Annotated in this window: 23 protein-coding genes; 13 read left to right on the top strand and 10 right to left on the bottom strand. The window is 48.0% G+C overall.

Translation table 11 applies throughout. From position 1 onward, the window contains the following. Positions 1 to 570 precede the first annotated feature (570 nt). A complete protein-coding gene (bamJ, locus tag H579_RS0107410) occupies positions 571 to 1,182 on the bottom strand; it encodes a BamJ family beta-barrel-assembly machinery protein (protein WP_028300150.1) in 612 nt (203 codons plus the stop codon). A 402-nt stretch (positions 1,183 to 1,584) separates the two neighbouring features. On the opposite strand from bamJ, the gene H579_RS0107405 reads away from it, so the two are divergent. The 5 genes from H579_RS0107405 (at position 1,585) to H579_RS0107385 (ending at position 8,647) form a co-directional block, all read left to right on the top strand. After that, positions 1,585 to 2,775 carry a thiamine pyrophosphate-dependent dehydrogenase E1 component subunit alpha gene (locus H579_RS0107405; RefSeq protein ID WP_028300149.1) on the top strand — a complete coding sequence of 397 codons (1,191 nt, stop codon included), beginning with the start codon at positions 1,585 to 1,587 and terminating at the stop codon, positions 2,773 to 2,775. Continuing rightward, positions 2,768 to 3,745: an alpha-ketoacid dehydrogenase subunit beta gene (locus tag H579_RS0107400; protein WP_028300148.1), complete on the top strand. Its 978-nt coding sequence runs from the start codon at positions 2,768 to 2,770 to the stop codon at positions 3,743 to 3,745. Before H579_RS0107405 ends, H579_RS0107400 begins: the two co-directional genes overlap by 8 nt. An 18-nt stretch (positions 3,746 to 3,763) precedes the next feature. Continuing rightward, a complete protein-coding gene (locus H579_RS0107395) occupies positions 3,764 to 5,377 on the top strand; it encodes a dihydrolipoyllysine-residue acetyltransferase (protein WP_028300147.1) in 1,614 nt (537 codons plus the stop codon). 106 nt (positions 5,378 to 5,483) lie between these two features. Then, the gene (locus H579_RS0107390) at positions 5,484 to 7,316 is read left to right on the top strand and encodes a protein kinase domain-containing protein (RefSeq protein WP_028300146.1); all 1,833 of its coding nucleotides are present in this window, start codon (positions 5,484 to 5,486) and stop codon (positions 7,314 to 7,316) included. Positions 7,317 to 7,684: 368 nt separating this feature from the next. Continuing rightward, positions 7,685 to 8,647 carry a glutathione S-transferase family protein gene (locus tag H579_RS0107385; RefSeq protein ID WP_028300145.1) on the top strand — a complete coding sequence of 321 codons (963 nt, stop codon included), beginning with the start codon at positions 7,685 to 7,687 and terminating at the stop codon, positions 8,645 to 8,647. 110 nt (positions 8,648 to 8,757) lie between these two features. Here the strand turns inward: H579_RS0107385 and H579_RS0107380 are convergent, their stop codons facing one another. From H579_RS0107380 to H579_RS0107360, 5 genes are all read right to left on the bottom strand, one after another. Then, positions 8,758 to 9,264, bottom strand: coding sequence for a P-loop nucleotide/nucleoside kinase family protein (locus tag H579_RS0107380; protein WP_028300144.1), 507 nt, complete (start codon positions 9,262 to 9,264; stop codon positions 8,758 to 8,760). Between the two features lie 153 nt (positions 9,265 to 9,417). Further along, positions 9,418 to 10,023 (bottom strand): GNAT family N-acetyltransferase, encoded by a 606-nt coding sequence (locus tag H579_RS27720; RefSeq protein ID WP_051227408.1) that lies wholly within the window; start codon positions 10,021 to 10,023, stop codon positions 9,418 to 9,420. A gap of 165 nt (positions 10,024 to 10,188) precedes the next feature. Further along, positions 10,189 to 10,713 (bottom strand): protein-tyrosine phosphatase family protein, encoded by a 525-nt coding sequence (locus H579_RS0107370; protein ID WP_028300143.1) that lies wholly within the window; start codon positions 10,711 to 10,713, stop codon positions 10,189 to 10,191. Between the two features lie 318 nt (positions 10,714 to 11,031). After that, positions 11,032 to 12,039 (bottom strand): carbon-nitrogen hydrolase family protein, encoded by a 1,008-nt coding sequence (locus tag H579_RS0107365; protein ID WP_084624008.1) that lies wholly within the window; start codon positions 12,037 to 12,039, stop codon positions 11,032 to 11,034. Next, positions 12,036 to 12,641: a hypothetical protein gene (locus H579_RS0107360; RefSeq protein WP_028300141.1), complete on the bottom strand. Its 606-nt coding sequence runs from the start codon at positions 12,639 to 12,641 to the stop codon at positions 12,036 to 12,038. The genes H579_RS0107365 and H579_RS0107360 overlap by 4 nt, the downstream gene beginning before the upstream one ends. A gap of 164 nt (positions 12,642 to 12,805) precedes the next feature. On the opposite strand from H579_RS0107360, the gene H579_RS24665 reads away from it, so the two are divergent. Both H579_RS24665 and H579_RS0107350 read left to right on the top strand, forming a co-directional pair. Continuing rightward, positions 12,806 to 13,492, top strand: a complete 687-nt coding sequence (locus H579_RS24665) for an acyltransferase (protein WP_051227407.1) — start codon at positions 12,806 to 12,808, stop codon at positions 13,490 to 13,492. Between the two features lie 111 nt (positions 13,493 to 13,603). Then, positions 13,604 to 14,137 carry a YqiA/YcfP family alpha/beta fold hydrolase gene (locus H579_RS0107350; RefSeq protein WP_028300140.1) on the top strand — a complete coding sequence of 178 codons (534 nt, stop codon included), beginning with the start codon at positions 13,604 to 13,606 and terminating at the stop codon, positions 14,135 to 14,137. A 9-nt stretch (positions 14,138 to 14,146) separates the two neighbouring features. On the opposite strand, the gene H579_RS0107345 is transcribed toward H579_RS0107350, so the two are convergent. After that, positions 14,147 to 16,057 (bottom strand): PhoX family protein, encoded by a 1,911-nt coding sequence (locus H579_RS0107345; RefSeq protein ID WP_028300139.1) that lies wholly within the window; start codon positions 16,055 to 16,057, stop codon positions 14,147 to 14,149. Positions 16,058 to 16,301: 244 nt separating this feature from the next. Between H579_RS0107345 and H579_RS0107340 the strand changes: the two genes are divergently transcribed. Then, a complete protein-coding gene (locus tag H579_RS0107340; RefSeq protein WP_051227406.1) occupies positions 16,302 to 17,186 on the top strand; it encodes an HpcH/HpaI aldolase/citrate lyase family protein in 885 nt (294 codons plus the stop codon). Between the two features lie 55 nt (positions 17,187 to 17,241). Here the strand turns inward: H579_RS0107340 and H579_RS29850 are convergent, their stop codons facing one another. Then, complete coding sequence (locus H579_RS29850) at positions 17,242 to 17,376, bottom strand: hypothetical protein (RefSeq protein WP_281167022.1); 135 nt, start codon at positions 17,374 to 17,376, stop codon at positions 17,242 to 17,244. Between the two features lie 397 nt (positions 17,377 to 17,773). Between H579_RS29850 and H579_RS0107330 the strand changes: the two genes are divergently transcribed. The 3 genes from H579_RS0107330 (at position 17,774) to H579_RS0107315 (ending at position 19,599) form a co-directional block, all read left to right on the top strand. Beyond that, complete coding sequence (locus tag H579_RS0107330) at positions 17,774 to 18,328, top strand: CSS-motif domain-containing protein (protein ID WP_036565622.1); 555 nt, start codon at positions 17,774 to 17,776, stop codon at positions 18,326 to 18,328. Continuing rightward, complete coding sequence (locus H579_RS0107325) at positions 18,297 to 18,650, top strand: EAL domain-containing protein (RefSeq protein ID WP_084624007.1); 354 nt, start codon at positions 18,297 to 18,299, stop codon at positions 18,648 to 18,650. Before H579_RS0107330 ends, H579_RS0107325 begins: the two co-directional genes overlap by 32 nt. 370 nt (positions 18,651 to 19,020) lie before the next feature. Then, the gene (locus H579_RS0107315) at positions 19,021 to 19,599 is read left to right on the top strand and encodes a glutathione S-transferase family protein (protein ID WP_028300135.1); all 579 of its coding nucleotides are present in this window, start codon (positions 19,021 to 19,023) and stop codon (positions 19,597 to 19,599) included. A gap of 292 nt (positions 19,600 to 19,891) precedes the next feature. On the opposite strand, the gene H579_RS0107310 is transcribed toward H579_RS0107315, so the two are convergent. Together H579_RS0107310 and pedF are read right to left on the bottom strand one after the other, a co-directional pair. Next, positions 19,892 to 21,655 carry a PQQ-dependent methanol/ethanol family dehydrogenase gene (locus tag H579_RS0107310; RefSeq protein ID WP_028300134.1) on the bottom strand — a complete coding sequence of 588 codons (1,764 nt, stop codon included), beginning with the start codon at positions 21,653 to 21,655 and terminating at the stop codon, positions 19,892 to 19,894. Positions 21,656 to 22,240: 585 nt separating this feature from the next. Beyond that, entirely contained in the window at positions 22,241 to 22,684 is a 444-nt protein-coding gene (pedF, locus tag H579_RS0107305; RefSeq protein WP_028300133.1) for a cytochrome c-550 PedF, read from the bottom strand. A gap of 566 nt (positions 22,685 to 23,250) precedes the next feature. On the opposite strand from pedF, the gene exaA reads away from it, so the two are divergent. Then, a complete protein-coding gene (gene exaA, locus H579_RS0107300) occupies positions 23,251 to 25,080 on the top strand; it encodes a quinoprotein ethanol dehydrogenase (protein ID WP_028300132.1) in 1,830 nt (609 codons plus the stop codon). Positions 25,081 to 25,179: 99 nt separating this feature from the next. Continuing rightward, complete coding sequence (locus tag H579_RS0107295) at positions 25,180 to 25,863, top strand: pentapeptide repeat-containing protein (RefSeq protein ID WP_028300131.1); 684 nt, start codon at positions 25,180 to 25,182, stop codon at positions 25,861 to 25,863. Positions 25,864 to 26,224 lie beyond the last annotated feature (361 nt).

The following is a 26,224-nucleotide window of genomic DNA, read 5'->3' as shown; positions in this document are numbered from 1 at the left end:
TGACTTTTCCAAGATCATCCCGACAAGCACCCACACGAATTATCTGACTAAATTTTTAAAGAGCTTGTTGAGACAAGCACTTAACTTGCTCAACCGAGGCGACGCATTTTACAGCATTCAAACCTCTTGTCAACAGTGATTTGAAATTTATTTTCAAATTGTCTTTTTCAAAAATGTTAAAAACTTTTGAAAAATCAGACTGTTGCGGTGCTGTTCGAGGTCTTACCCCGTGACAGCGAGGGCGTATTATACGCACGGAAGACCAAAGCACAACCCCTGTTTTCACTTTTTTGTAAAAAAGTTTTAGGAGCAAATACCACCAACCCAATGATCGGCAGAATAAAGAAATAGCGACATAGGCAGCTGCAGAGCATTTCAATACTTTGACGGGTGACGGGTGACGGGTGACGGGTGACGGGTGACGGGTGACGGGTGACGGGTGACGGGTGACGGGTGACGGGTGAACAGCCTTTCCTCTATCCATCTACATATATAGAAAGACAAAGCCTCATAACGCAGAAAACCCAGCCAAGGCTGGGTTTTCATTAAAGCAGACGAACTGTCGAACCCTTACAGGATAGCCAGCAGCTCTACTTCAAATACCAGTACGGAGTACGGAGGGATAGAACCTGCACCACGTTCACCGTATGCCAGATCCTGAGGAATAGTCAGACGCCATTTAGAACCAGCAGGCATCAGCTGGAGCGCTTCAACCCAACCTTTGATTACGCCATTTACTGGGAATTCAGCTGGCTGGCCACGCTGTACAGAGCTGTCAAATACTTCACCGCTGATCAGCTCACCGTGATAGTGAACACGCACTTTATCAGTAGCCGCCGGAGTCTCACCGTCACCGACCGCCAACACTTCATACTGCAGACCGGACTCAGTAACCGTCACACCTTCTTTCTTAGCATTGTCTTCCAGGTAAGCATTACCTGCATCGATAGCAACCTGGTGCTGAGCTTTCTGTTTTTCCGCAAGGCGCTGTTGAATTACTTCAAACGCTTCATGTAACTCCATATCTGTCAGACGGCTTTCTTCACCACCAAAAGCTTCACGCAGACCTGCTGCAACGTGATCCAGTTCCAGACCGTCGATACCGCTGCTAGCCAGCTGCTCACCCATCTGACGGCCGATGCCGTAGCTTACTTTTGCTTCTACTGTCGCCAGTTCGCTCATTATTTACTACCAAATTGATTTTATTGAAAAAAGTATTCTACCAGCTCCAGCCATCATTACCACACCGACCACAAACAGTGATAAAAACCACTCCTGAAGAATAACTAGAAAATAAATCTACCCTTTTAAAGATATACAGAACTATACACTAAATAAAGTTTACTTTTGCGTAAACGTTAAATATAGTCAGCTTTATCGGAGCGTGACTTTGTTCAGATTTCTGTCTATAGCTTCATATAGACCAAACACGTTCCACCTGCCGCTCTCGGCAGCACGCTCAGAGTACAGATACCCCGGCCGCTCTGGATTACACCTCCTCAACGGCTACGCTGACAAAATCGGCTCAAATCTGCACCTCTGACACAATCAGATGGCTAAAGACAAAAACAATAAGGGAAGCTTATGAGCAACTCGAAGCAGTCCGAAGCACGGGTAGTTCACTCGCCTGTATTTATTAGTGGCGATGACCTGGAAACCCCAATGCTGAAAATTCTGCGCCAGGACGGCACCACATACGCAGGTGCTGAACTACCAGAAATCGACAAGACACTGGCTCTGAAGATCTACGATACCTTCCTGTTTATCCGTGCGCTGGATGAACGTATGGTAGCCGCCCAACGTCAAGGCCGTATCAGCTTCTATATGACCCAAATCGGTGAAGAAGCGGCAGATATCGGCAGCACTGCAGCACTTGATGCTGAAGATATGATCATGGCCCAGTATCGTGAGCAGGGCGCATTAGCGTTCAGAGGCTTCCCTCTGGAACAGTTTATGCACCAATTGTTCAGTAACGAAAATGATCTGGGTAAAGGTCGTCAAATGCCCATTCATTATGGCTCGCGCGATCTGCACTACATGACGATCTCCTCCCCTCTGGCCACACAGCTGCCACAAGCAGCAGGTTATGCCTATGGCCTGAAACTGGAAGAGAAAGACAACTGTGTAATCTGTTACTTTGGTGAAGGCGCCGCTTCTGAAGGTGACTTCCACGCGGCTATTAATATGGCTGGCGTGTATAAAGTACCGGCGATCTATTTCTGCCGTAACAACGGTTATGCAATCTCTACCCCATCCAGCGAACAGTTTGCCGGTGACGGTATCGCCCCTCGCGCCGTCGCTTACGGCCTGAAAGCGATTCGTGTTGATGGTAACGATGTACTGGCGGTACTGAAGGCGACACAAGAAGCCCGTCGTCTGGCCGTTGAAGAAAATCAGCCAGTACTGATCGAAGCCATGACCTACCGTCTGGGCGCCCACTCGACTTCTGATGACCCATCCGGTTATCGCAGCAAAAAAGAAGAAGAGAAGTGGCGTGAAAAAGATCCTGTTGCCCGCTTTAAGAACTGGCTGATTGCCCAGGGCTGGTGGAGCGAAGAACAAGATGCCGCTGATCTGGAACAGAAACGTCAAAACGTTCTGGCAGCGATGAAAAAAGCGGAAACCGTCGCCGCACCAAAAGTAGATGAATTGATCACCGACGTTTATGACGTACCTCCTCAGCATCTTCAGGACCAACTGGATGAGCTGAAAGCCCATATCCGCAAGTACCCTGAAGCCTATCCAAAAACAGCTGGGAGATTAGACGATGAGTAATATGAATCTACTCCAGGCGATTAATAATGCACTGGATATCGCCATGGACAAGGACAGCAATGTCGTTTGTTTCGGTGAAGACGTAGGCCACTTTGGCGGTGTATTCCGTGCGACCAGTCACCTTCAGGATAAATACGGCAAAAGCCGCTGCTTTAATACCCCGCTGACCGAACAGGGTATTATCGGTTTTGCTAACGGACTGGCCTCAGGCGGCCACAAGCCGGTGGCTGAGATCCAGTTTGCGGACTATATCTTCCCCGCTTTTGACCAGATCGTTAACGAAGCCGCTAAGTTCCGATACCGTTCAGGTGACCAGTTCAGTGTCGGCGGCCTGACCATACGTACACCGTATGGCGGTGGTATTCACGGTGGTCTGTATCACTCTCAGTCTCCTGAAGCTTACTTTACCGGCACGCCGGGTCTGAAAGTAGTTGTGCCTCGTAACCCATATCAGGCGAAAGGTCTGCTGTTAGCGTCTATTCGTGATGACAACCCAGTAATCTTCTTTGAGCCTAAGCGCCTATACCGTGCCTCTACCGGCGAAGTACCAGAAGAAGATTACGAGATCGAACTGGGTAAAGCAGAAGTGGTTCAGGAAGGTACAGATATTACTGTACTGGGCTGGGGTGCTCAGATGGAAGTACTGGAAAAGGCCGTTGAGATGGCGGCGAAAGACGGTATCTCCTGTGAACTGATCGATCTGCGTACACTGCTGCCATGGGATGTTGATACGGTTGTGGCTTCCGTGAAGAAAACCGGTCGCCTGCTGATCAGCCATGAAGCGCCTAAAACCGGTGGCTTTGCCGGTGAAATCGCAACAGAGATTCAGCAACGGTGTTTCCTGCACCTTGAATCACCTATCGAGCGTGTTACAGGTTTGGATACCCCATTCCCACTGGCACACGATAAAGAATATATGCCTGATCACCTGAAAAACTACGAAGCGATCAAGCGCAGCGTTAATTTCTGATTAAGGTAGGAGTAACTCATGATTCAAGAATTTATCCTGCCGGATATCGGTGAGGGCATCGTTGAGTGTGAACTGGTGGAGTGGCTGGTTAAAGAAGGCGATATCATCTCTGAGGATCAGCCCGTGGCTGATGTAATGACCGATAAAGCCCTGGTTCAGATTCCGGCCATGCACCACGGTAAAGTGGTTAAGCTGCACTACAAACAAGGTGAAATCGCTAAGGTTCATGCGCCTCTGTTTGCAGTGGAAGTAGAAGGTGCCTCAACTGAAGCCGCCGCTCCGGTAAATGAAGCAGCACCTGTGGCAGCTGAGACAACAGAAAGTGTACCTGCAGCCACCGGCGGCAAGATCATTAAAGACTTTATCCTGCCCGATATCGGTGAAGGCATCGTTGAGTGTGAACTGACCGAGTGGCTGGTTAAAGAAGGCGACGACGTGGTTGAAGACCAACCCGTTGCCGATGTAATGACCGATAAAGCCCTGGTACAGATCCCGTGTATGGATCACGGCCGTATCGTTAAGCTGTATTACAAGCAAGGCGAAATCGCTAAGGTACACGCACCACTGTTTGCCATCGAGGTAGACTCTGACGAAGCGCCAGCCGTTGCAGCTCAAACAGCAGTTGTTGAGGCAACACCAGCGGCTCAGACCGCAGCACCGGTTGCCACAGCATCTAATACTGCAAATAGCACTCGCCCAGGTAAAGCGCTGGCGAGTCCAGCAGTACGCCGCATCGCCCGTGAACATCAGGTGGATATCACTCTGGTACCGGGTTCCGGTAAAGATGGTCGTGTTCTGAAAGGCGATATTTTGTCCTTTGTTGAAAACGGTGATCAGGTAGCACCAGCAGCATATACTACAACGACAACAGCAAGTGCTCCTGCAGCTCAAGCTACATCTGCTGCAAGCCAAACAGTTGTCACTGGTGAAGATCGTGTTGAGCCCATCCGTGGTATTAAAGCAGCAATGGCCCGTCAAATGGTCAGCTCTGTATCCACCATTCCGCACTTTACCTACGCGGAAGAGATGGATATCACCGATCTGGTTGCACTGCGTAAACAGCTGAAGCTACGTATGGAAGCGGAAGGGATCAAATTGACACTGATGCCATTCTTTATGAAGGCTCTGGCATTAGCGGTACAGGAATACCCTGTACTGAACAGCCGTGTGAACGATGACTGCACCGAGCTGACTTATCTGGCCAGCTGTAATATCGGTATGGCGGTGGATACGCCAATTGGCCTCTTGGTCCCTAACGTGAAAAACGTGCAGGCACTGAGCATTCGTGAGATCGCACTGGAGATCAATCGTCTGATCGAAGCAGCCCGTGCCGGTCGTGTCAGCCAGGATGATCTGAAAGGCGGCACCATCAGCATCTCCAATATTGGCGCGCTGGGTGGTACGGTCGCGACTCCGATTATCAATAAACCTGAAACGGCAATTGTCGCACTGGGTCGTACTCAGTCCCTGCCACGCTTTGATGCAACAGGTAATGTCACCGCCCGAGATATTATGCAGGTCAGCTGGTCTGGCGATCACAGGGTTATTGATGGTGGCACCATCGCCCGCTTCTGCAACCTATGGAAGCAGTTCCTGGAAGATCCAACCAGCATGTTGGTGGACTTACGCTAAGGGCATCTCATTAAGGCGTAGCTGTAACAGGCTACGCCTTTTTATTTGCCTCGATACTGACAGCCCTCATATAAGCATCCAAAATACCAATAAGAAAAGTACTACCATGCCTCACTATCCTTCACGCCTACAGCACTTCTATATCAACGAAGAACAGTCCATCTATCTGATGAGCCATCAGGACGCTCAAAAGATCAAAGATTGGGTCAGTCTGTGTGAAGAGCAGTTAAAACATCATGGTTTTTCCGATATAGAGTTTATTGGCAAGGGCGCATATGGCTTTGTTTTCGGTGGTAACTCAGAGTCCGGCACACCTTACGTATTTAAGTTCTCCCGGATTAATCTGCCACAACACATTCAGGACCGCCTGGAAGAGGAAGCCTGGATGCAGCAGCATCTGGATCATCCCAATATTCCTACTGTAAACGAATACACCCGTATTGGCCGCCAGTCTGTACTGATTATGGAACGGGCAAAAGGCATGGATCTGGAGCGGTTCAGTATTCTTAAAGGCCCACTGCCACCGCGCCTGGTGGTTAAGATTGCCGCTCAGATGCGGGATATTCTGGTTGCGATGCGCGAGTTCAAAGAACACGATTGCGCTAAGCCCATCGTACATGGCGATATTAAACCGTCTAATGTGGTGATAGATCCTGAGACTGAAGCGGTAAAACTGATCGACTGGGGCTCCAGCGTATTTGCTCAGCTAGATACTCAGGGACAAGCAGTGGGCGATTCAGGCATCAGCATGATGAGCGCGGACCACCAAAACACCAACGCCAAACTGGGTGATGTTTACTTTATTGGTGAAGAACAGCTCAACGGCTCTCTCTCTTCTCCACGCTTTGACGAACAAGGTGTGGCTGGTACTTTATACGCCCTAGCTTCCGGCCAATCCTGCCGTTATGGCACCAAGGCGATTCCACCCAGCTCTCTGGGGCTACCTATCGAGTTCGCCAAAACCCTGCAAACCATGCTGGACGACGATATCCAGAAACAGCGTATGGCTGGCGACTACTTTATTAAACAGATGCAAACCATGCGTCACCTGGTATTTGCCGAAGATGTCTGGCCTGCACATAAACCCCAGATCCCCGTCTGGAACCACGACACTGATCAGCTAATCGATACCGTGGTTTATACCTCGCGCAAAACCTTCCTGCGGGAAGAACAGATGGAACACTATCTGGTTGATGTCGATGACGTTGAACTGGAGAAATACTACAAAAACTTTATGCACGGTATGGGCAAAACCGAACGCGCCTTTCTGGCCAGCATCAGCCGCCTGGGTAAATACCCTATCGTGGGCGGCTTAGCGATCCACTGGGACGATGAAGGCGTACATATCGACTCCAGCCTAAATCTGCACGACCACGAACTTCTGAATTCTTTTACCGCCTCAGTTAACAATATCGTCAATCTGGCGCGTTCGATTCAGCGGGTTGGTATCTTTAAGTGCTGCATGTTTAATGCCAGGGTGACATTGCATATCGAACGAGACGATGAAAATGTACCTTTTGTCGTTCCTGAAGATACTCGTATTCCGTTTGAGGTGATGCCAGCCCCGCCGGTTGATGAACCCAGCCGCCACCACTCCTACTTTGAAGATGGTGATGATCCTGACGAACAGCTGGTATTGCCAAAAGCAATCCGCCGCGAAATTGAAAAACTCAATGAGATCCGCCATACCGGCTGCATTATCTTCGAAAGCCTCCCGACGCACCTGAAGATACACAGCTATTACGTACTGCTGGATGAAGAGAAGGAACAGGAGTTTGCTGACTCACTGGAGATAATTCTGGCCAACGCACACCTGATTGATGGCCTGGGTATTTCCGGCTTTATGAAACTGCCTTATAAAAATACCCGTACCTTTAGCCATTTGGAGTACCAGCCGGATCATTTTTATCCGAGGAATCCGCTGGCAAATTCAGACTAATAAGCGACTCTTACACATTAGCCAGTACAAGCAGCTGCTTCACTTTCTTTAGGGTCTAGAGTTGCTTGTATTTTTCATGTGCTGGTTTGGATAATGCCAACAATACGATTTACCGCTTGCTGCATTTTCTCTGGGCTTACAGATGCTTTTTCAATGCCAAAGACACCACTGAGGGCACTTTGGTTCTGCTCTAGCTCTTCGTCAGCAATCGCCCCTGCATCAATTTAATAATACCTCAAATGAGGCTGAAACCAACTTCAAGAACTATCAACCCTAAGTTAACAATCCTTTTAATCTTCGATGGATTGTTAAATCACAGGCTACAGCCATAATGGATATCAGCTTTTATTCATTTAGGGAGACGAGAGATGCTGGTAAATGGTCAGTGGCAAAAGAAATGGGACCCGGTACAGAAAAAAGACAGTGATGGTCGTTTTATCCGTCAAAGCAGTGCCTTCCGTAACCGTATTACTCCTGAGCAGGTTCAAGCTGCACTGGGCAACCCTAACAAGGATCTCGGTCTTAAACTCTATGTTGGTTATATCTGCCCTTGGGCAACACGTACTCTGATTGCCCGATCATTGCTTGGCCTGGAGCAATATATCCCGATCAGTGTTGTTGAACCTCAGCTGACAGACTTTGGCTGGCACTTTGCACCCGCCGGTTCAGGCTTCCCTGGCAGTAGCTCTGCCGATGATGAAGGTATTGAACATATTCACCAGCTCTATACTCAAACCGATGGTCAATACACAGGTCGGGCAACCGTACCGGTACTGTGGGATCAGGTTGCAGGTAAGATCATTAATAATGAATCGGAAGATATTCTGCGTATCTTTAATCAGGATCTGCACCCACTGCACCAATCGGAGCTAGACCTATATCCCGAAGTCTTGAGAGCTAAGATTGATCAGTTTAACGATAGCATCTATCACACCTTCAATAACGGTGTGTATCGAGCAGGCTTTGCCTCAACTCAACAGGCTTATGAAGAAGCGTATCAGGAAGTATTCACAACGCTGGATCAATTAGAGAGTCATTTTTCGGAACAGCAGTACGCCGTGGGCACTCAACTGACTGAAAGTGATATTCGCTTGTTTGTTACTCTGGTGCGGTTTGATGTGGCTTATCACGGCCTGTTTAAAACCAATCAAAAACGTATTACGGATTACCCTGCACTATCAGGTTATCTGGAACGCCTGCTGCAGATTCCGGCTTTTGCTAACAATACACGAGTAGATCATATCAAGGCCGGTTACTACTCTGTGAAGGCACTAAACCCAACCGGAATTGTGCCTGTGGGGCCTGAACTGGATTGGTTTAAGTATCTGTAATCCCATCATCATATATGGAGGCTGGTTGAAAATAGATCGAAACAGCCTCCTGCCTAAACTCACGAACATTAGTTCAACGAGTGGCTAGCGATTTTAAGCCCATATCATTGCTACAAAGCCGAATTAAGCTGATCTAATAATTCTTTCAATGATTCTTCTGGGCTCTTTCCTGCAGTATCAATCCCAATCACCGCTGCTTTCCAAGAGTGATACTCCCTGTCTTGAACCTGCTGCCAAGAGGGCAAACGTAATGTTTCAATCGAGCTAGTACGACTCTCCACCCTGCGTTTGTGTTCACGACTATCGGAACAATAAATCTCAATATTGACATACTGAGCTCCGATCTCAGTGGCAACGGCTTGCCATTCGTCCCGTGTCAGCTGGATCGGATTACATGAGTCTGCCACAACACTCTGACCAAGCTCTAAGTTATCTCTACAGATACGATAACTCAATCTATAACCTTCCCCTACAGCCTGAAAATCACACAAGTCTTTTAGACCTTGCTCTATCGTATCGATACGTACGTATACTGCTTTCAAGTGTTGGGCGAGCAGCTTACCCAAAGTCGTCTTACCAGATGCAGGAAGGCCGGAAAGAATATACAGAGTTGTCATAACTACATGTCCATATAGAGTTAATGCTTACATCCACATTGAGCAGCTTAATAACCAGCCCATAGCATATAAAAGCGACCTTTGGGCTTTGTAAGTAGTTACTCACACAATTTACAAGAACCTGAGATAATCCGTGGCAATCAGCTAAAGCAACTAGCCAGCCTTGGGCTCCCGCACCATCACCGCATATTCAGCATTCGTGGTTGGCTCCAAAAAAGTAGCAACTTCCTGATACCCCTGACGTCGATAGAAGCTCTTATTACGGGGTACATAGGTTTCCAGGTAAGTGGCCACTCCCAAACGATCCGTTTCCTCTAACACTTTTTTGAGCAGGCCTGGGCCTAGACCTTTACCTTGGTGGGCAGGCAGAACACCGACAATCGACAGATACCAATAATCCTCTTGAACCACTGTATCTGTCATCTCAGACATATGACTGACAATATTGTTGTAGGTTTGCAGACTCGGCTCACCCATCACATTTCCCAGAAAGGCTTTTTTCTCGGCAGATTTCTGAGCCTGAAGTTCAGGAGAGATTGGCTTGGACCAGATAGAGGTACCGTACTGGTGCTCTTGAGGGATAAACAACTCACCGTACTTTTCGCTTTCCACCATGGAGTAATCCAGATAACACAGCATCAGCTCACGTTGTTTTGCTGGATCAGTGATAGATTTTTCCATGGTTTGATAAAAGGCATCTTCAGCCAGTGCATCATAGAGAGCTTCGGCAAAGGGGCGGTATTTTAGCTGGTAATTCATAGGGTTACTGGTCCAGATTCTCTTGTTCTATACGGATTTATTGCAGGCGATAACCTAGACCAGATTGAAGAAAAATAATAGTAGGCAGTGATCAATATTGGGCTGATAAAATAGGCAGGTCCGATATTAGGGGGCTTTAAATACTCATTCCTAAACCACCTCGCCTTAAAGGTGCCCCATCGGCAGAATAGCGTGCATCTCTTCTTCGGTGACACTTAAGGAACGTACCCACTGTTTCTGCAGTGGCGTTTCTGGCACCTGAAAGCCTAATGAGGAGGAGATAGATTCGAAGGCTTTATCAGGACAGATACCTAAACGATCTGCCAGCAGGGTTAACACTGCCGAGGAACGTCCTGCGCTGGAGTGACAGTGAAATAACATCCTGTGCTGAGTTTGCTGTAACTCTAACAGTTTGCTCAAAAAGACCACCATCTCAGTATCGGATTCAGCGATCTCATCCACAATAGGAAAATTCAGAAAAGCCAGTCCCTTGTCACGGCAACACTGAGCTTCCTGCTCAAGGCCAAATTGTTGCTGCTCTTCAGGAGTAAGCAGAGATACCACGGTATCAAAGCCCATATCACGAATCTGTTCGATCTCATTATCGAGTTTGTCATGACCTTCCGGGCTAGGCATGATCGCAAACTGTCCTTTGCATAGATCTTCGATAACATAAAGTGAAGTCTGCATGCTGTGCTCTCCTCGCTTCTCTTTGGAAGCAGTTTGCCAGTTCAGGTTCGGGTCGAATGCCAATCAAAAAACTTTGTGCAACGCACAAAATATCAACTAATTCCTGAGTCATAGCAAGTGTTTTTTAACCACTGTAGTGGCTAAAAACTGATCCAGAGCAAAAAATTGCCGATGTCATAAAAAGTTCATCGGCAATCGTCAGCTAAACTGAAGCGTTTAATACCCTTCTGAGCAATAGCAGAAAACACAAAAGCTTTTCACAAAGCCACATTAATATAAGTACCTATTGCTGTAGGCTTTGGCTAACGCCTAAAAGGGTTACTCCACCTCACAGTGATCAATACGCATCTGTCCCGGCCAATCCCGATAGTTAAACACCTGACCTTGCTGCCTCACACGGGCTAGCTCAGTCAAATCTAATTGGGCATAACACCAACCGGCTTGATTAAGTGGCAACTGCTCTATGATACCGTCAGAGGGGAAACCATAATCAACAGGAGCAAACACACCGGCAGCACCACGATTTTCATCAATAGCAGGCGACCATAACGCATCGCCGACCAGTGGTGACTGAATGACAAAACACTGGTTTTCCAGGGCTCTGGCTCGACAGCCAATCTGTACCCGATGATAACCAGCCAGAGTGTCAGTACAGCTGGGCACCAGAATCAGATCGGCACCGGCTTCTACCTGCTGACGGGCAAACATGGGGAACTCTGAGTCGTAACAGATATTGATCCCTAATCGGCCAAAACGAGTCTCGAACACCTTAAGTGCTTCACCGGCACTGATAAACCACTGCTCGTTCTCAAAGCGGGTCATCTGCAGTTTATCCTGCCATTTCACTTGGCCGTCGGGATAAAACAGATAAGCGCGATTAACGTATTTAGCTTTACCCTTGTGTGGGGACGCCCCCTCACCCTCGTCGTGTCCCTTTTCTATCAAAACAGGAATCGTCCCAGATTGGATATAGAGGTCATGCTGTTGTGCCAGGGAGGAAAACAGGTGCTTAAAATCAGACAGAATCTGCTGTATCGCGATCAACTGCTCAGATAGAGAAGAATAAACCTGTTCACCGAACATCGATGCCAGTTCCATGGAGAAGTACTCTGGAAACACCAGTAACTCGGCACCTTTCTCAACGGCCTCTTTGACCCAACGGCCTATTTTATCTTCATAAACCTGCCAGCTTTCAATAAAGCTCACCTCATAAGCAGCACTGGCCACTTTGACCTGTTGGCTTTGGCTACTGGTTTTATCTTTTTGAGATCTGTTTTTCTGAGACTCGTTTGTTTGAAAACTGCTGCTTTGGGAGTGCGTATTCACAGTGCTTTTATCCAGAACATCATAGGGTGATCGGTCGATTCGGGCTGATCGATATCTTTCCAGGGATAATCAGTTATCAGGTCAGGGCGTGGTTGATAACCAAAATGTCGCCACACTTCGTCAAGAGACTGATAACCCTCAGGTTTTAATGGATGATCATCGGGTCGTTGTACGCCACAGAAGCAGATCTCCTTAAAGCCACCGAGTTCGCGGACATAGTTTTCCCGTCCGGCAAAAAAGCCTTTATATATCCCCTGGCCACGATACTCAGGCAACAGTACCGACTCACCGCAATAAAATAGGGTTTCCGGGTTGATACCCGCTTCAATAAAAGGCGCTTTAAACGCGTCATCTTCATGCTTCATAGGCACGCCGGTCGAAGCACCGATCACCTGTTGTTCAACGGGTAAACTATCATCCAGTGCCAACACGGCCATGGCCTGCCCAGAAGCGATATAGGTGTGCAGATATTCCTGCTCGTAGGCTTCATCACCATCATAGAGATAGGGATAGTCACGAAAGACCTGAATACGTAAACGGGCCAGGTCAGTAATATAATGCTGTAACTGCTCACCTTTGACGGTTGTTAATGTGATCGCCATAACGTGGCACTCTCCCCTTTTATCACTCTCCTTGGAGCTTCTTTACGAAAAGTGCCAAGGATCAAAATCAATAGATCAAATAATGCCTTAGCATCAATCTGATAGAAAGTTCTGAGAGCGACAATAACTTGCTGATTTACTGACGTATTGGCACAATTCACACTATGAAAGAAAGCACTGATATCTCCACACCTAACCCTGGGAATAAATACACAGAACAGCATAAACGCCGTTTAAGCTGGATGCCCTGGTTGTTCTATCGTTTAAAGGCCAAACATCTGAAATGGGCTGGCCTCTGGCAGCAACAGATTCAGGATGCTTTATGCGATGTTGAAACGGTCACTCTAGGTGAGCACTGTTTTATCTCACCGGACGCCGCCATTTTTGCCGAACCGGGTCGGGATATTACCTTTGGTGATCAGTGTTTCGTGGCAGCCCATAGCTTTCTTCATGGCCCCATTGAGATGGGTGATGAGATTGCTATTAATCACAGTTGCTCGATAGATGGCGGTAAAGCCGGTATCAAAATTGGCAGCCGGACCCGTATCGCCAACCAATGTAAGCTTTATGCCTTTGATCACGGTATGTCACCTGAACAGCCAATCTATCAGCAAGCCAATAGCTCAAAAGGCATTGTGATTGGCGAAGATGTTTGGATAGGTGCTGGAGCTGGTGTACGAGATGGCGTAACCATTGGCAATCATGCCGTGATTGGTATGAACAGCATGGTGACCAGGGATGTGCCTGAGTTTGCCATAGTGGCCGGTAATCCCGCACGGGTTATTGGTGATCGTCGAGATAAGCCCCGAGGCTATATTGAGGATCTGACTCAATTAACGCCTTCCTCATAAGGTTAGCGCTCTGCCGGTCATGAACCCTAAGCGTCTCGTTTGAACACATCCAACCGTGTCGCATCTTCTATAGTAAACAGAGTACTCAATCGCTCAACAAGGAGAACAAGCATGTCCCTGCATATCTGTTTTGTCCACGGTAAGGAAAGCGGTCCCTGGGGCAATAAAGGACAGCTGTTCTCCCGTATCGCCAATGAACGTGGCCATGAGTATTCCGCGCTGAATTATCTGTCTGCGACTAACCCTGATAATCCAGAAGCTCGGGTAGCGATGCTGAATGAGTATCTGAGGGAGATGAAGATCCCCCAACAGGAGCTGGTACTGGTCGGTTCCAGCATGGGAGGCTATGTGGCAACCCGCGCCAGCCAGAAATTTCCTGCGGCCGGGCTTTTTTTGATGGCTCCAGCCTTTGGGATGGAAAAATACCCATTACAGTGGCCTGAGCTCAACGCACAACACCGTTTTATTATTCATGGTCTGTTTGACAGCACTATCCCCTGGATAAACAGCAATCAAGCCAGCCAGCAGACCGACAGCCAACTTCATCTGCTGGCGGACGATCATCGCTTAAGTGATAGCCTGGATACGATCGAGGAAGACTTTATCGCCTTCCTCGACCCCATTGAGCAGGCATTAACCCGCTAACAACACGGGTTAGCTGCCAACCACGCCACCGTCTTTTTTGCTGATCACAACGACCGATGGCCGTGGTGGCATATTGGGTTCAAAGTCTGGCCAACGGGTCGCTGGGTCTGCAAAAGTAGACTCTCGGGCAAACTCAGGATACTCCCTGGTACCATCGGAACCGGGATGCTGAACCGCAATAAACATGGTTTTATCATCCGGTGTAAATGCCGGACTCGCCATCTCGGCCCCCACAGGAACCCGGAAGAACATCCGTGCCATCCCTCGGCGCTTACCATGAGTTTCCACAGCCCAGATACCATCCGCTGAGCCACTCTGCCCCCAATGATCACCCTGATCTGTAGTGACCCATAACCGCCCCCGACCGTCTACCGCGCCATTATCCGGGGCAATAAACCAGTCATCGTGTAAGCCTTTTTTATTGACCTCTTCATCCTCTTTAGGATGCAGGCCATCGGTATGCAGCAGAATATTCCAGTGACCTTCGATCAGAGAGTGATCATTGTCATCAGCACGTAACTCCAGAATCCGGCCATTCATTGAGTGATCGTCATCACCGGCATTATCACCCAGTAACATCACGTAGACCGCACCATTTTTCTGGTTGATGATCACATCCTCCGGACGATCCAGGGCAGTAGCGCCCAACAGATCTGCGGCAATACGGGCATCAATCAGAACGTCGGCCTGGCTGTCAAAACCGTTTTCCTTGGTCAGTGGACCTTCACCCTGGACCAAAGGTAGCCAATGCACACAGCCGGTCTCTTCAAATTTAGCGACATACAGGGTGCCGTGATCCAACAGATCAAAGTTCGCGCGACGATTGGCAATATCAAAACGGTTGTCAGAGACAAACTTATAGATATATTCGCCGGTTTGATCATCAGCAGAGTAAACCACCACGCGATCATCCACGTTTAACAACACTGCTGAACCTTCATGTTTAAAGCGTCCCAGAGCGGTACGCTTGATAGGACGGGCATGAGGGTCATAGGGGTCCAGCTCCACCAGCCAACCATAACGATTAGGCTCATTCGGCTCTTTCTCTATATTAAAGCGGTCGTGAAACTTACCCCAATCAAACCATTTACCCGGCACACCGTAGCGCTTCAGCTTATCTTTCTCAGGATGATCCTTCTTCGCACCCCAGAAGTAACCGTTGAAGTTCTCCTCAGCGGTCAGGATCGTACCCCAGGGTGTAATACCCCCTGCACAGTTATTCAATGTTCCCAGAACATGAAGACCTTCAGGGTCATATTCGGTACACATACGCTGATGACCCGCTGCAGGGCCTGAGATATCCACGGCAGAAGCCAGAGGTGTAATACGGCGATTATAGGGACTGAAACGCACCAGACTCCAACGCCCTTTACGATCTTTCTCAATTTCTACAACGGACAGACCATGAGCCGCCATCTCAATATCACACAGCAGCTTCTCGTAATCGGCTTTTTTACCCTTTTTCCGGCTATGCTCAGGGAACATCAGCTTGCGGCAAGTGTACTCATGATTCACGGTCAGCAAACCACGATCCGGGTTATGGGTGCCGATGGGTAATGGCAGAAAACCGACAAAATCATTGTTATAGCCAAACTGACGTGCCTGAGCCTCTGGTGTTTGGTTTTCAGGGTCGAAATCCGGCGCATCATAGGTGACCGGATCACCCCATCGCACTAAGACATCGGCACGGTAACCCTTGACCACATGGTGAGTACCATCGACCCCTTGTGGCAGGCCGGAAAAAGAGAACTCAGTCTTTGGCTTCTTTTTATCTTTCTTCTTTTTACTGAGCAATCGGTCTGTAATTAAGGCGTCATCTGGATTCTTTTTTGCAATTTTATGCAAAATATCCGTCAGTGCCGGATGCTTTTTCGGACTACTGCGTTTATCTTCGTCCGCATCCCAATGCTTATCGACCATGCTTAAATCCTTTGGTATCAATATACACCTGAATACAGTGATATTTTGCACCGCCGATACTTCACTTGGAGCTATCGGAAGACACAACAACGCTTTTATTCAGGCACTTAGTCACAAAATGTCATTTAGATTCCTGTTATATGCTGCAAGTGCGAATTTACAATCGAGTGACAAAAAAAAGACAGGTTAATGTCAACAGACAAAAAACCTATCCGCTATCAAAAAAATACCGGAGATATACCTTATGCCCCTACAACCTGATCAACACCCACAGCCAGCTCAGTATCAACAGCCTAAAAGCATTTTGTATATCCCGGCACATAAAGAAAGCTTTATCGCAAAGGCCAGCCAGCGCGGTGCGGACGTTATTGCTCTGGATCTGGAGGATGCGGTACCTACGGAGTTAAAAGCCCAGGCCAGAGAACAACTTTTGCCACTATGCCAACAATATTTGGCTCAACAAAAGATCTGGGTACGGGTCAATCGCCCTTGGACACTACTACTAAAAGACCTGGAAAAAATTGTGGATAGACAGGTCTCTGCCATCATAGTGCCGAAAACAGATAACGCGGCACGAATACACTTTATTGATGAAGCCCTGACTGAGATCGAGCAGCAAAAAGGCTTACCGATTGGCCATACCAGTATTATTGGCTTTATCGAAAGTATTGATGGTATGTATAACGCCCGTGAGATCGCCCACGCCAGCCCACGTTTAATCGGTTTGGGCATGGGTACCGAAGATTTTGCGCTGACAATGGGTATGCAAAATACACCCTCCACCCTATACGGCCCATGCCAACAGCTGGTGATGGCCGCCCGTTCAGCCCATATTCAGCCCATCGGTCTAGTGGGTTCCATGGCAGAGTTTCGTGATCTGGAGCTGTATCAGCAACAACTGGAAAAGGGCTTCGAACTGGGCTTTAGTGCGGCGTTTTGCATTCATCCCAACCAAGTGGTGCTAGTGAACCAGATCTACCACCCGGATCAACCTTTGATCGATTGGGCTCAACGTATCCTGACGGGCTGGCAGCATGCACAGGAAGCAGGAGAAGCGGTATTTGAACTGGATGGTAAGATGGTCGATTGGCCAGTAGTCGCCAAGGCAGAGAAGATCCTGGGGCAGTGATAAATATATCAACCGTATCTAATTCAACCAACTTCTCTGCCTGTAAGCGTAGCGTTCAACGCGATCTTCCCTGGGAAGCTTCACTGCAAGCCAGACTCACTAGTTTGGCTTCTTCTTCACCATCTAAACGCGGTGTACGCTCACGACTGCGTTTCTTACGTTCGAGTGCTTGTGCTTGGCCTTCTGTCACACAGCATTCTCGGATTTGCTAATAGTACGCCAGCTATATCTCACTCTTTCTGCAGCGTCACTGTCAGTGAGAGACGGGCCATACTCACCCTAGTCAACCAGCAGTAAGATTCTGCATGACATCGACGATAAGCGGCCACACAACCTCGTTTCACTAGATCAATTAAGTGATTACGTTATTCCTACGTTAATTTCACCACATAACGCTTTTTCATTTAGTATGACCTCAATCAGTTAGGTTCATTACACCTTTTGAGAACAAGTTTAACATCCTGTTTTTTTATAATGACTGACTACTAGCACCGGGTGGGATTCTCTGCTGTAATCATAAAAGCCTGAGGGTACATCTTGGGCCTGATTTGAGTAAAAAGGCCATATAAATCAAATAGGGTGGCTTTATGCAATGGATGAGTAAACAAGCACTTCAGCTACCGGCCTATATCTTGGCGGGTATCGTAACCCTGTTAGCCATACTCGTAACCTACCCCTCACAAGTTCAAAATCGTATTGATGCGAAACAAGATGAGTTAGCATCAAAATTCAATACCGTTTTTATCGAGCTTGAGCACACCTTCAGCAGCTTGGAAGGCTTTTTTCGTCGCCAGGATAAACTCTCACTGAATTGTGATACGGATGTGTTGCACACGCTGCGTTCAGCCCATTTTGCCGTGCCCTTTGTGGCGGAGTTTGGCCTGGTGAGTAATATAGGTCAGTTACACTGTACCAGTTGGGGCAAAATTATCCCGTCACTTTCCGTTCAGAAACCGCCTGCGCAATACAATTTGCGCTTTCACGGTCCTGAATTGGTGAGCTTTATGCAGGAGTTTGCCTTGATTGTCGCCAAAACCCGCAGTGATGGCAGCGAAATCAACGCATTGGTTCCTCAGCCTGTGATGAACTTGATCTTGTCCAGTATTGGTCATGAGTCCGGCTATAACCATAGCCGTGGATGATTTTGGTACCGGTTATGCAGGTTTGCAGTATCTGCAGCAGCTGCCACTGGATATTCTGAAGATTGATCAAAGCTTTGTTTCTGCTATTGATACTGACTCACCACGCAGCAAGGTACTGGAAGCGATTATCTCGCTATCTCATAAGTTGAATCTGGTTATTATTGCGGAAGGCGTGGAGACTGAAGCTCAGGCTCAATACCTGAAGGAGAGTCAGGTGTTTATGCATCAGGGCTGGTTCTATGCCAAAGCAATGTCTGCAGAGCAGTTAATGGCTTTTGACTTGGAGCAGTTTGCGACTACCGCCAGTAACACAGTGTCTTAGCTACGATAAAAAAGTGGCCTGGCTATGATCCATGAGGCCGCAAACAAACCATTTCTTCATCATGGCTGAGGTGCTCTGCAGCTGCTGAGAAAGGGTTTTATTTAGTTGTTGCCCATTAAAGATGCTTGAGAGTATGGCATTAATGGCAAAAAGCACTTAAATTCAGTGGCCTGTATCCTTTTTGATTTGGCAATCGTTACAGTTATACCAAACCAGATAAACTGTTGTAGATCGGAAACACCGCAAGGTGCCCTCCGACAACAATCAGGTACCGGTGAAAGTGTCGGATGGCGCTTCGCTTATCCAAGCTACTCTGATATCAAGAAACTTATCGGGAATGGTATTAATTGTTTCCGCAGGAGTTATGATAATGAAATTGGTAGGTTCAACCCCATCCCCTTATGTGCGTCGTATTCGCCTGTGGTTGGCTGAGGCAGACTATGAGTTTGTCGATCTGAATATCTATAGCGAAGAAGGGCGGGAGGTGCTCAGAACCTATACTCCTGCTATGAAAATTCCGATGTTAGTGGATGGAGATCAGTCGGTATTTGATTCCCGTGTCATCTATCGATACCTGAACGATAAAATGCTGAAAGAGACCCTGACACTGGAGCAGGAAAATGCAATTAGTTTGGTGGATAGCCTGCAGGAGTCTTTTATTATTCAGCTGATGTCCCTTCGTTCAGGTATTGATATTGAGAGTAATATTCTGATTCTAAAGTTACAGGAAGAGCGTATCGACCAAACTCTGCCAGTATTAGAACAGATGGTAAGAGACGGTCTGTTTGATAACTGGCAGTATCCCGCCATATGCTTATTTGCACTGCTGGATTGGGTAACTTTCCGTGAGCTTTACGACTTTAGTGCTTACTCAGCTCTTGAGAACTTCCGTTTAGAACAGCTGCAACGTCCTATTGTCCAGAAGACCGACCCACGACAGGTAGCGTAGTCCTTATAAAAAGTTTTCTGCTCCCCGAACATAAAAAGAACTGAGACAAATAGAAAAAGGCGACTCAATGGCCCAGTTTAAAGAGCTATTAAGTTGCCTTTTTATTTGCGGACATGCAGCTGAACGTACTTAAAGGTACGGCTCAACTACACGGCTATATCATTGGCACTGTCTGAAGTAAAAATGCGTCAGGCCTGAACCTGAAAAGGTGGAGGGATCAAACCCGACGCTAAACAGCATAGACATACCGAGCGAAAAAATCGCTTTATCGCACTACCTTAAAAACGAAAGCCTATTTCTCGTCTTCTTTAGGCAGCTTAAAGGTCCAAACGGAACCACCCTGATTCAGGTGTTTCACACGCTTAGCCACTTCACCACCCCACAGAGGTACTGCACCACCCCAGCCAGACACGACAGAGATAAACTGCTCACCATCCTGCTCCCATGTGATTGGAGAACCTACGATGCCGGAACCAGTGTTAAACTTGTACTTCATCTCACCGGTTTTAGCGTCAAAGGCCATCAGATAACCTTCTGGGTTACCCGTGAAGACCAGATTACCTTTAGTAGCCAGTACGCCGCCCCACAGAGGTGCGTAGTTCTTATAACGCCACTTCTCTTCACCAGTTTTCGGATCGATTGCACGCAGAACACCGATGTACTCATCATTCGTAGGCCTAATGGTGAAACCCGCACCTAAGTACGCCGCACCTTTCTTATAGGCTGTTGGCTCATTCCAGATATCCATCGCCCATTCATTAGAGGGTACGTAGAACAGTTCGGTCTCCTGGCTGTATGCCATCGGCATCCAGTTCTTACCACCCAGGAAAGAAGGAATCGCTACGACAGCCTCACCTTTCTTGCCATCGGCGCTCTTACGTGGGTCACCTGGACGGCCATCAGCCGCATAGATCGGACGACCTGTTTTCTCATCCAGACCTGTGGCCCAGGTGATCTTATCAACAAATGGGAAACCACGGATAAAGTCGCCGTTTTCACGGTTCAGTACGTAGAAGAAGCCATTACGGTCAGCGGTTGCTGCTGCTTTAACCGTTTTACCGCCTTCTTTATAGTCAAAAGAGATCAGCTCGTTTACACCATCGTAATCCCAACCATCGTGTGGTGTGGTTTGGAAGTGCCAAACAATTTTGCCGTCATCTGGATCAATCGCCAGACGAGAGGAGGAGAAGAGGTTATCACCCGGACGCAGGTGAGAGTTCCATGGTGCAGGGTTACCCGTGCCGAAGAACATCAGATCGGTTTCAGCGTCATAAGTACCGCCTAACCAAGTCGCTGCACCGCCGGATTTCCACAGGTCACCAGGCCAGGTTTTGCCCGCTTCGCCACCGGAAATGCCATTTTCGGTTTTTTTGCCGTCTTTCCACACGTAACCCATGTGACCTTCAACGGTCGGACGGCTCCACTGAATTTTACCGGTTTTTGCATCATAGGCTTCAACCTTACCTACGATACCGAACTCACCACCGGAGACACCGGTAATCACCTTCCCTTTAACGACCATAGGTGCGGCAGAGATTGAGTAACCTTCTTTATAATCAGCGACTTTCTTCTTCCACTTCACTTTACCGGTCTTCTGATCCAGAGCAACCAGCTTGGCATCCAGTGTGGCAAAAATCACCAGATCATCATACAGAGCGGCACCACGGTTGATTACGTCACAGCATGGCATAATGCCATCTGGCAGACGTGCATCGTATTGCCACAGCTCGTCACCGGTACGGGCGTCGATAGCAAACAGGCGGGAGTAGGAACCGGTTACAAACATCACGCCATCTTTAACCAGAGGTTGAGATTCCTGACCACGCTGCTTTTCACCACCAAAAGAGAAAGACCAAACTGGGCGCAGATCTTTTACCGTATCGGTATCAATCTTATCCAGTGGCGAAAAACGCTGACCACGGTGCCCCATACCATTGGTCACTACGTCATTCGTGGTCGCCTGATCATTCAGGATATCTTGCTCGGTGACTTTGGCTGATGCTGTGCCTGCGATCGTCATGGCTGCGATCATGGCAGACAGTGCGAACTTCTTCATTGTACGCTCCTCTACGGATTGTTGTTATTGGCTTGCAGAGAGCCGGGAAAATTTCCCGAATCATGCATGTCATTGTTTTTCTTATGCCGTTTTGCAACAACTAACCGCCGGGAGTAGTTTTATAGTTACTTGGTAGTAATACCTCATTTAAGACACGGACTTTTATCCATGTTAATCAGTGCGATAAATAAGCCTCTCGCTACACATCAGGCTACAGGCCAGACAATACGGGGCCCGACAAAATACTGGACGACCAAGTGAGACACATGAGAAAAGCAAGCAAAATAGAAGCGAGATACAAGCGCGTTAGAAACAAGACTGGATGGAGATTGAACACGGGAATAAATCCCGATCTAAATCGGGCCAACCATCTTGATAAACACTACTATCGATAAAGTAAAAATATATAGAGCAGAATACACAAGAGCATGTATTAATCGCGGAATGCTGATAACACAGTCTGATCAGGCTATGTTGGCGAGACAACAAAACAAATGCGCCAGACAGACTGGCGCATTTGCGAGGTTTTAGCGTGCTACCACTGGGATAAGCACAGATAAAAAGCACTCATCCAGATCGTACAGATTATTCAGTTTCCGCACGGGTCTCCAACCATGCACGAATCGCCCACAGGGCTTCCTGGCTCAGGTGCTCCGCCATTTTCGGCATATAAACACGACCATCACGTACGGCACCGTTTACTACACGGTATTTGAACCACTCATCACCTTCAATTCCAGGCTCAAGGTAACGTAGGTCAGGGGCAATACCGCCAGAGATCGCATCCAGGCCGTGACAACGGGCGCAGTTCTGAGTATACGCAGACTCACCGATTTTTACCGCCAGGCCATGATTCTCATACTCGGTGGTATATGGGTTCTCATCCAGCCATTCTTCTCCCAGAAGCTGCAGACCTGTTACGTCGATTGCTTGAGGCACGACATCGCCGTGTGCCATAGCTTGTGAAGACAAAGCTGCCGTCAGCAGGCCAGCCGTTGTTAAACCTAAGAGCTTCTTACTAATAGACATCGTAAATTCACCACTTTGTTTTTATATTATTTGCCGCCAGCAGTTGCGTTTCTGCAAATCTGCACCTGTTACTCTCCGTCTTATGCCTTTATTTCGGAGCTTATTTGAGACTGCCATCGGCTCAAAATAGAGAACAGTAAACGCGGCTAAGCTTAATAACTAAGCTGAAGCCTCCACCTCAGCAGCGATGTCTATATGATATGCCTCACGCTTCAGGTCAGAATTGTACTTTGGAGCCCCCAAATAACTCCCTTGGTAGCATTTTCCAGCCGCATTACTACCTAAGTACGCCTTTATACCTATAGAAGCAGTACCCAAGCACTAATCCTCGTTAATTACTACGGGTTTTTTCCCTAATACTAACGGGAATATTTCCCCCATAAACGGGATCTGTACCCGAGATACCAGGGCATTCTGCCGTTGTCGTGCCTGACCTCAAGCCTAGAGAATGGAAGACGCAATTTGCTGATCACAGCGATGATTAAGAGCGTCTGGACAAAACGAATTCCGAGTGCAAGCTCAGAGTCATGTTGTCCAGACAGGTACAAACCATAGGGTTTATAAAAATGACAAAAAAAATGAACATCAAAGGCTTAAAACCTCTTTGCGCGGCTATCGGATTAAGCTTGGTTGCCGGTGCAGCAGTCGCTAAGCCTGTGACCTGGGACGACATTAAAAACGACGCGACCACACCTGAAGATGTACTGGGTTACGGTATCGGTCCTAAAGCTCAGCGCTGGAGCGATATGACCGAAATCAACGACAAGAACATTCACAAGTTGGTGCCGGCCTGGTCGTTCTCTTTTGGTGGTGAGAAACAACGTGGTCAGGAAACTCAAGCTCTGGTACATGATGGCGTAATCTATGTCACTGGCTCTTACTCACGTATGTTCGCGTTAGATGCAAAAACAGGTAAACGCCTATGGTCATACTCCTATCGTCTACCAGATGATATTCGCCCATGCTGTGATGTAGTAAACCGTGGTGCAGCTATCTTCGGTGATTATGTTTACTTCGGTACGCTGGATGCAGCGATTGTTGCTCTGGACAAGAAAACCGGTAAGCGTGTTTGGAAGAAGAAATTCGCAGATCACACTGCGGGCTACACCATGACAGGTGCCCCGACGATCGTTAAAGATCAGAAAACCGGTCGTGTACTGCTGATCCACGGTAGCTCTGGTGATGAGTTCGGCGTAGTGGGTAAACTGTTCGCCCGTGATCCTAAGACTGGTGAAGAAGTGTGGATGCGTCCATTTGTTGAAGGTCACTATGGCCGTCTGAATGGCAAGAAAAGTACCCCTACTGGTGATCCAAAAGCACCGTCCTGGCCTGATGATCCAAACTCCCCAACGGGTAAAGTGGAAGCTTGGAGCCACGGTGGTGGTGCACCTTGGCAGTCTGCCAGTTTCGACGTTGAAAACAACCGCATTATCGTAGGTGCTGGCAACCCTGCACCTTGGAATGGTTGGGCGCGTACTGCACCTGGCGGTGATCCTGCAGACTACGATAGCCTGTACACTTCTGGCCAGGTAGCGGTTGATCCAACCACAGGTGAAGTGGATTGGTTCTACCAGCACACGCCAAACGATGCCTGGGACTTCTCCGGTAACAACGAACTGGTACTGTTCGAGTACAAAGACAAAGGCAAAACTGTAAAAGCGACCGCTCACGCAGACCGTAACGGTTTCTTCTACGTTGTTGACCGTAAAAACGGTGACTTTATCCGTGGCTTCCCATTTGTAGATAACATCACCTGGGCCACACATATCGATGAGAAAACCGGCCGCCCGGTTGAAGTAGAGGGTCAGCGTCCTCCTCTGCCGGAAAAAGGCGAGAAGCGTGGTAAGTCTGTTGAAGTATCACCGCCATTCCTGGGCGGTAAGAACTGGAACCCTATGGCTTACAGCCAGGATACCGGCCTGTTCTACCTGGGCGCTAACCACTGGAAAGAAGACTACTGGACTGAAGAGGTACACTACAAGAAAGGTGCGGCTTACCTGGGGCAGGGCTTCCGTATCAAGAAAATGTACGATGACCACGTCGGTGTGCTGCGCGCGGTTGATCCGGTAAAAGGTGAAATTGTTTGGTCTCACAAAGAAAAGCTGCCTCTATGGGCAGGTGTTCTGGCCACTAAAGGTAACCTGATATTCACCGGTACCGGTGACGGTTATATCAAAGCCTTTAACGCCAAAAACGGTAAGGAGCTTTGGAAGTTCCAGACGGGCTCCGGCATCATCTCCTCCCCTATCACTTGGGAACAGGATGGTGATCAGTATATCGGTATTGCCAGTGGTTACGGTGGTGCAGTACCACTGTGGGGCGGCGACATGGCTGATTTGACCAAGCCTGTGTCACAGGGTGGTTCCTTCTGGGTATTCAAACTGCCTAAGTTCTAATTAATAGCAGTTGCCCCCTCTGTTTAGCCCGCACTTACTCCCCTCCTGTAACGTTTAAGTGCGGGCCTTTTTTAGAGCCACTTTGCTCTGGAGTTAATCATGAAAAAAGCACTATTGCTCAGCACCTGTCTTAGCGCCTGCTTGGGTACTATGCTAGCCTCTCAATTCGCTCTGGCGGAAGATGATCTGGTGATTAATGGCTGCACCATTGCTCCAGAAACACAATGCCCTGGAGTTGATCTGTCCGGTGCTGATTTAAAGAACCAAGATCTGACCGGTGCGGACCTGACCGGTGCTAATCTGGCAGGTGCCGACCTGCGCCACACCATTTTAAAGAATGCTAAAATCGAAAAAGCCAATCTGACCAAGGCTAATCTGGCCCGCGCGGATCTCAGGCATGCCTCGCTGCGTGGCTCTAATCTGACAGAAGCCAACCTAGAAGCTATTCAGGGTTGGGCGATGTTTGCTCAGGGAGCTAATTTCTACCGTGCGAACCTGCGTGGTGCTAATCTCGAATTCTCCCGCCTGAGTGCCGCAAAAATGCAGTATGCCGACTTACAGGCCGCCAACCTTGAAATAGCCTGGATGACCAAGGTTAATCTGAAAGGTGCTAACCTGAAAAATGCTAATCTTCAGGAAGCTAAACTCAATGCAGCAACGCTGGAGGATGCGGACTTTACCGGTGTAAGAAGACACTATGCGACTTTCCAGGCGACTTATATGAAGGGATGTAAAGGCTGTCCTTTTGACTGGGCCAAGAATGGCTTGGTTGAAAACCAGTAAAGTGTTTGTAGAGGCTTAATATACGGGCAACTGTACTAACCCCAACTTGATCTGACCGTTATTGGCTTTCAGGGCGGTGGCTTTCAGGCCATATTCAGTTTACAAGCTTAGCCCGCCAGATCTTTTTTCTTTCAATATTGGCATCGGTGTTCCGCAGTTTCGGATAATACCGCTTACTCTGATGAGAATGTATCTCTGGATACTCTCATCATCGTGCAGGCTTTAGAAGCGTTATCTCTGTTCAGCAAGATTGAGTAAGCCGGTTTTGTGTTGAGTGATTTTAACGTTAATATGAAGCATAAGAGTTACCTCGGTTGTATTTTGATTACAGGTTTGATCACCATCAATCAAGACAGGTAAC

Origin of the sequence: Oceanospirillum beijerinckii DSM 7166 (assembly GCF_000422425.1) — a bacterium.
Classification (GTDB): domain Bacteria; phylum Pseudomonadota; class Gammaproteobacteria; order Pseudomonadales; family Halomonadaceae; genus Oceanospirillum; species Oceanospirillum beijerinckii.
The sequence above is the reverse complement of the archived record's forward strand: the minus strand, read 5'-3'. Positions and strand labels throughout refer to the sequence as shown.

Coding starts and splice junctions, on each gene's coding strand:
- H579_RS0107310 (WP_028300134.1), bottom strand. CDS start 21,655: ATGAAGAAGTTCGCACTGTCTGCCATGATCGCAGCCATGACGATCGCA.
- H579_RS24665 (WP_051227407.1), top strand. CDS start 12,806: ATGAAAGAAAGCACTGATATCTCCACACCTAACCCTGGGAATAAATAC.
- H579_RS0107400 (WP_028300148.1), top strand. CDS start 2,768: ATGAGTAATATGAATCTACTCCAGGCGATTAATAATGCACTGGATATC.
- bamJ (WP_028300150.1), bottom strand. CDS start 1,182: ATGAGCGAACTGGCGACAGTAGAAGCAAAAGTAAGCTACGGCATCGGC.
- H579_RS0107340 (WP_051227406.1), top strand. CDS start 16,302: ATGCCCCTACAACCTGATCAACACCCACAGCCAGCTCAGTATCAACAG.
- H579_RS0107385 (WP_028300145.1), top strand. CDS start 7,685: ATGCTGGTAAATGGTCAGTGGCAAAAGAAATGGGACCCGGTACAGAAA.
- H579_RS27720 (WP_051227408.1), bottom strand. CDS start 10,023: ATGAATTACCAGCTAAAATACCGCCCCTTTGCCGAAGCTCTCTATGAT.
- H579_RS0107315 (WP_028300135.1), top strand. CDS start 19,021: ATGAAATTGGTAGGTTCAACCCCATCCCCTTATGTGCGTCGTATTCGC.
- H579_RS0107295 (WP_028300131.1), top strand. CDS start 25,180: ATGAAAAAAGCACTATTGCTCAGCACCTGTCTTAGCGCCTGCTTGGGT.
- H579_RS0107345 (WP_028300139.1), bottom strand. CDS start 16,057: ATGGTCGATAAGCATTGGGATGCGGACGAAGATAAACGCAGTAGTCCG.
- H579_RS0107395 (WP_028300147.1), top strand. CDS start 3,764: ATGATTCAAGAATTTATCCTGCCGGATATCGGTGAGGGCATCGTTGAG.
- H579_RS0107325 (WP_084624007.1), top strand. CDS start 18,297: ATGAGTCCGGCTATAACCATAGCCGTGGATGATTTTGGTACCGGTTAT.
- H579_RS0107370 (WP_028300143.1), bottom strand. CDS start 10,713: ATGCAGACTTCACTTTATGTTATCGAAGATCTATGCAAAGGACAGTTT.
- exaA (WP_028300132.1), top strand. CDS start 23,251: ATGACAAAAAAAATGAACATCAAAGGCTTAAAACCTCTTTGCGCGGCT.
- pedF (WP_028300133.1), bottom strand. CDS start 22,684: ATGTCTATTAGTAAGAAGCTCTTAGGTTTAACAACGGCTGGCCTGCTG.
- H579_RS0107350 (WP_028300140.1), top strand. CDS start 13,604: ATGTCCCTGCATATCTGTTTTGTCCACGGTAAGGAAAGCGGTCCCTGG.
- H579_RS0107380 (WP_028300144.1), bottom strand. CDS start 9,264: ATGACAACTCTGTATATTCTTTCCGGCCTTCCTGCATCTGGTAAGACG.
- H579_RS0107390 (WP_028300146.1), top strand. CDS start 5,484: ATGCCTCACTATCCTTCACGCCTACAGCACTTCTATATCAACGAAGAA.
- H579_RS0107360 (WP_028300141.1), bottom strand. CDS start 12,641: ATGGCGATCACATTAACAACCGTCAAAGGTGAGCAGTTACAGCATTAT.
- H579_RS0107330 (WP_036565622.1), top strand. CDS start 17,774: ATGCAATGGATGAGTAAACAAGCACTTCAGCTACCGGCCTATATCTTG.
- H579_RS0107405 (WP_028300149.1), top strand. CDS start 1,585: ATGAGCAACTCGAAGCAGTCCGAAGCACGGGTAGTTCACTCGCCTGTA.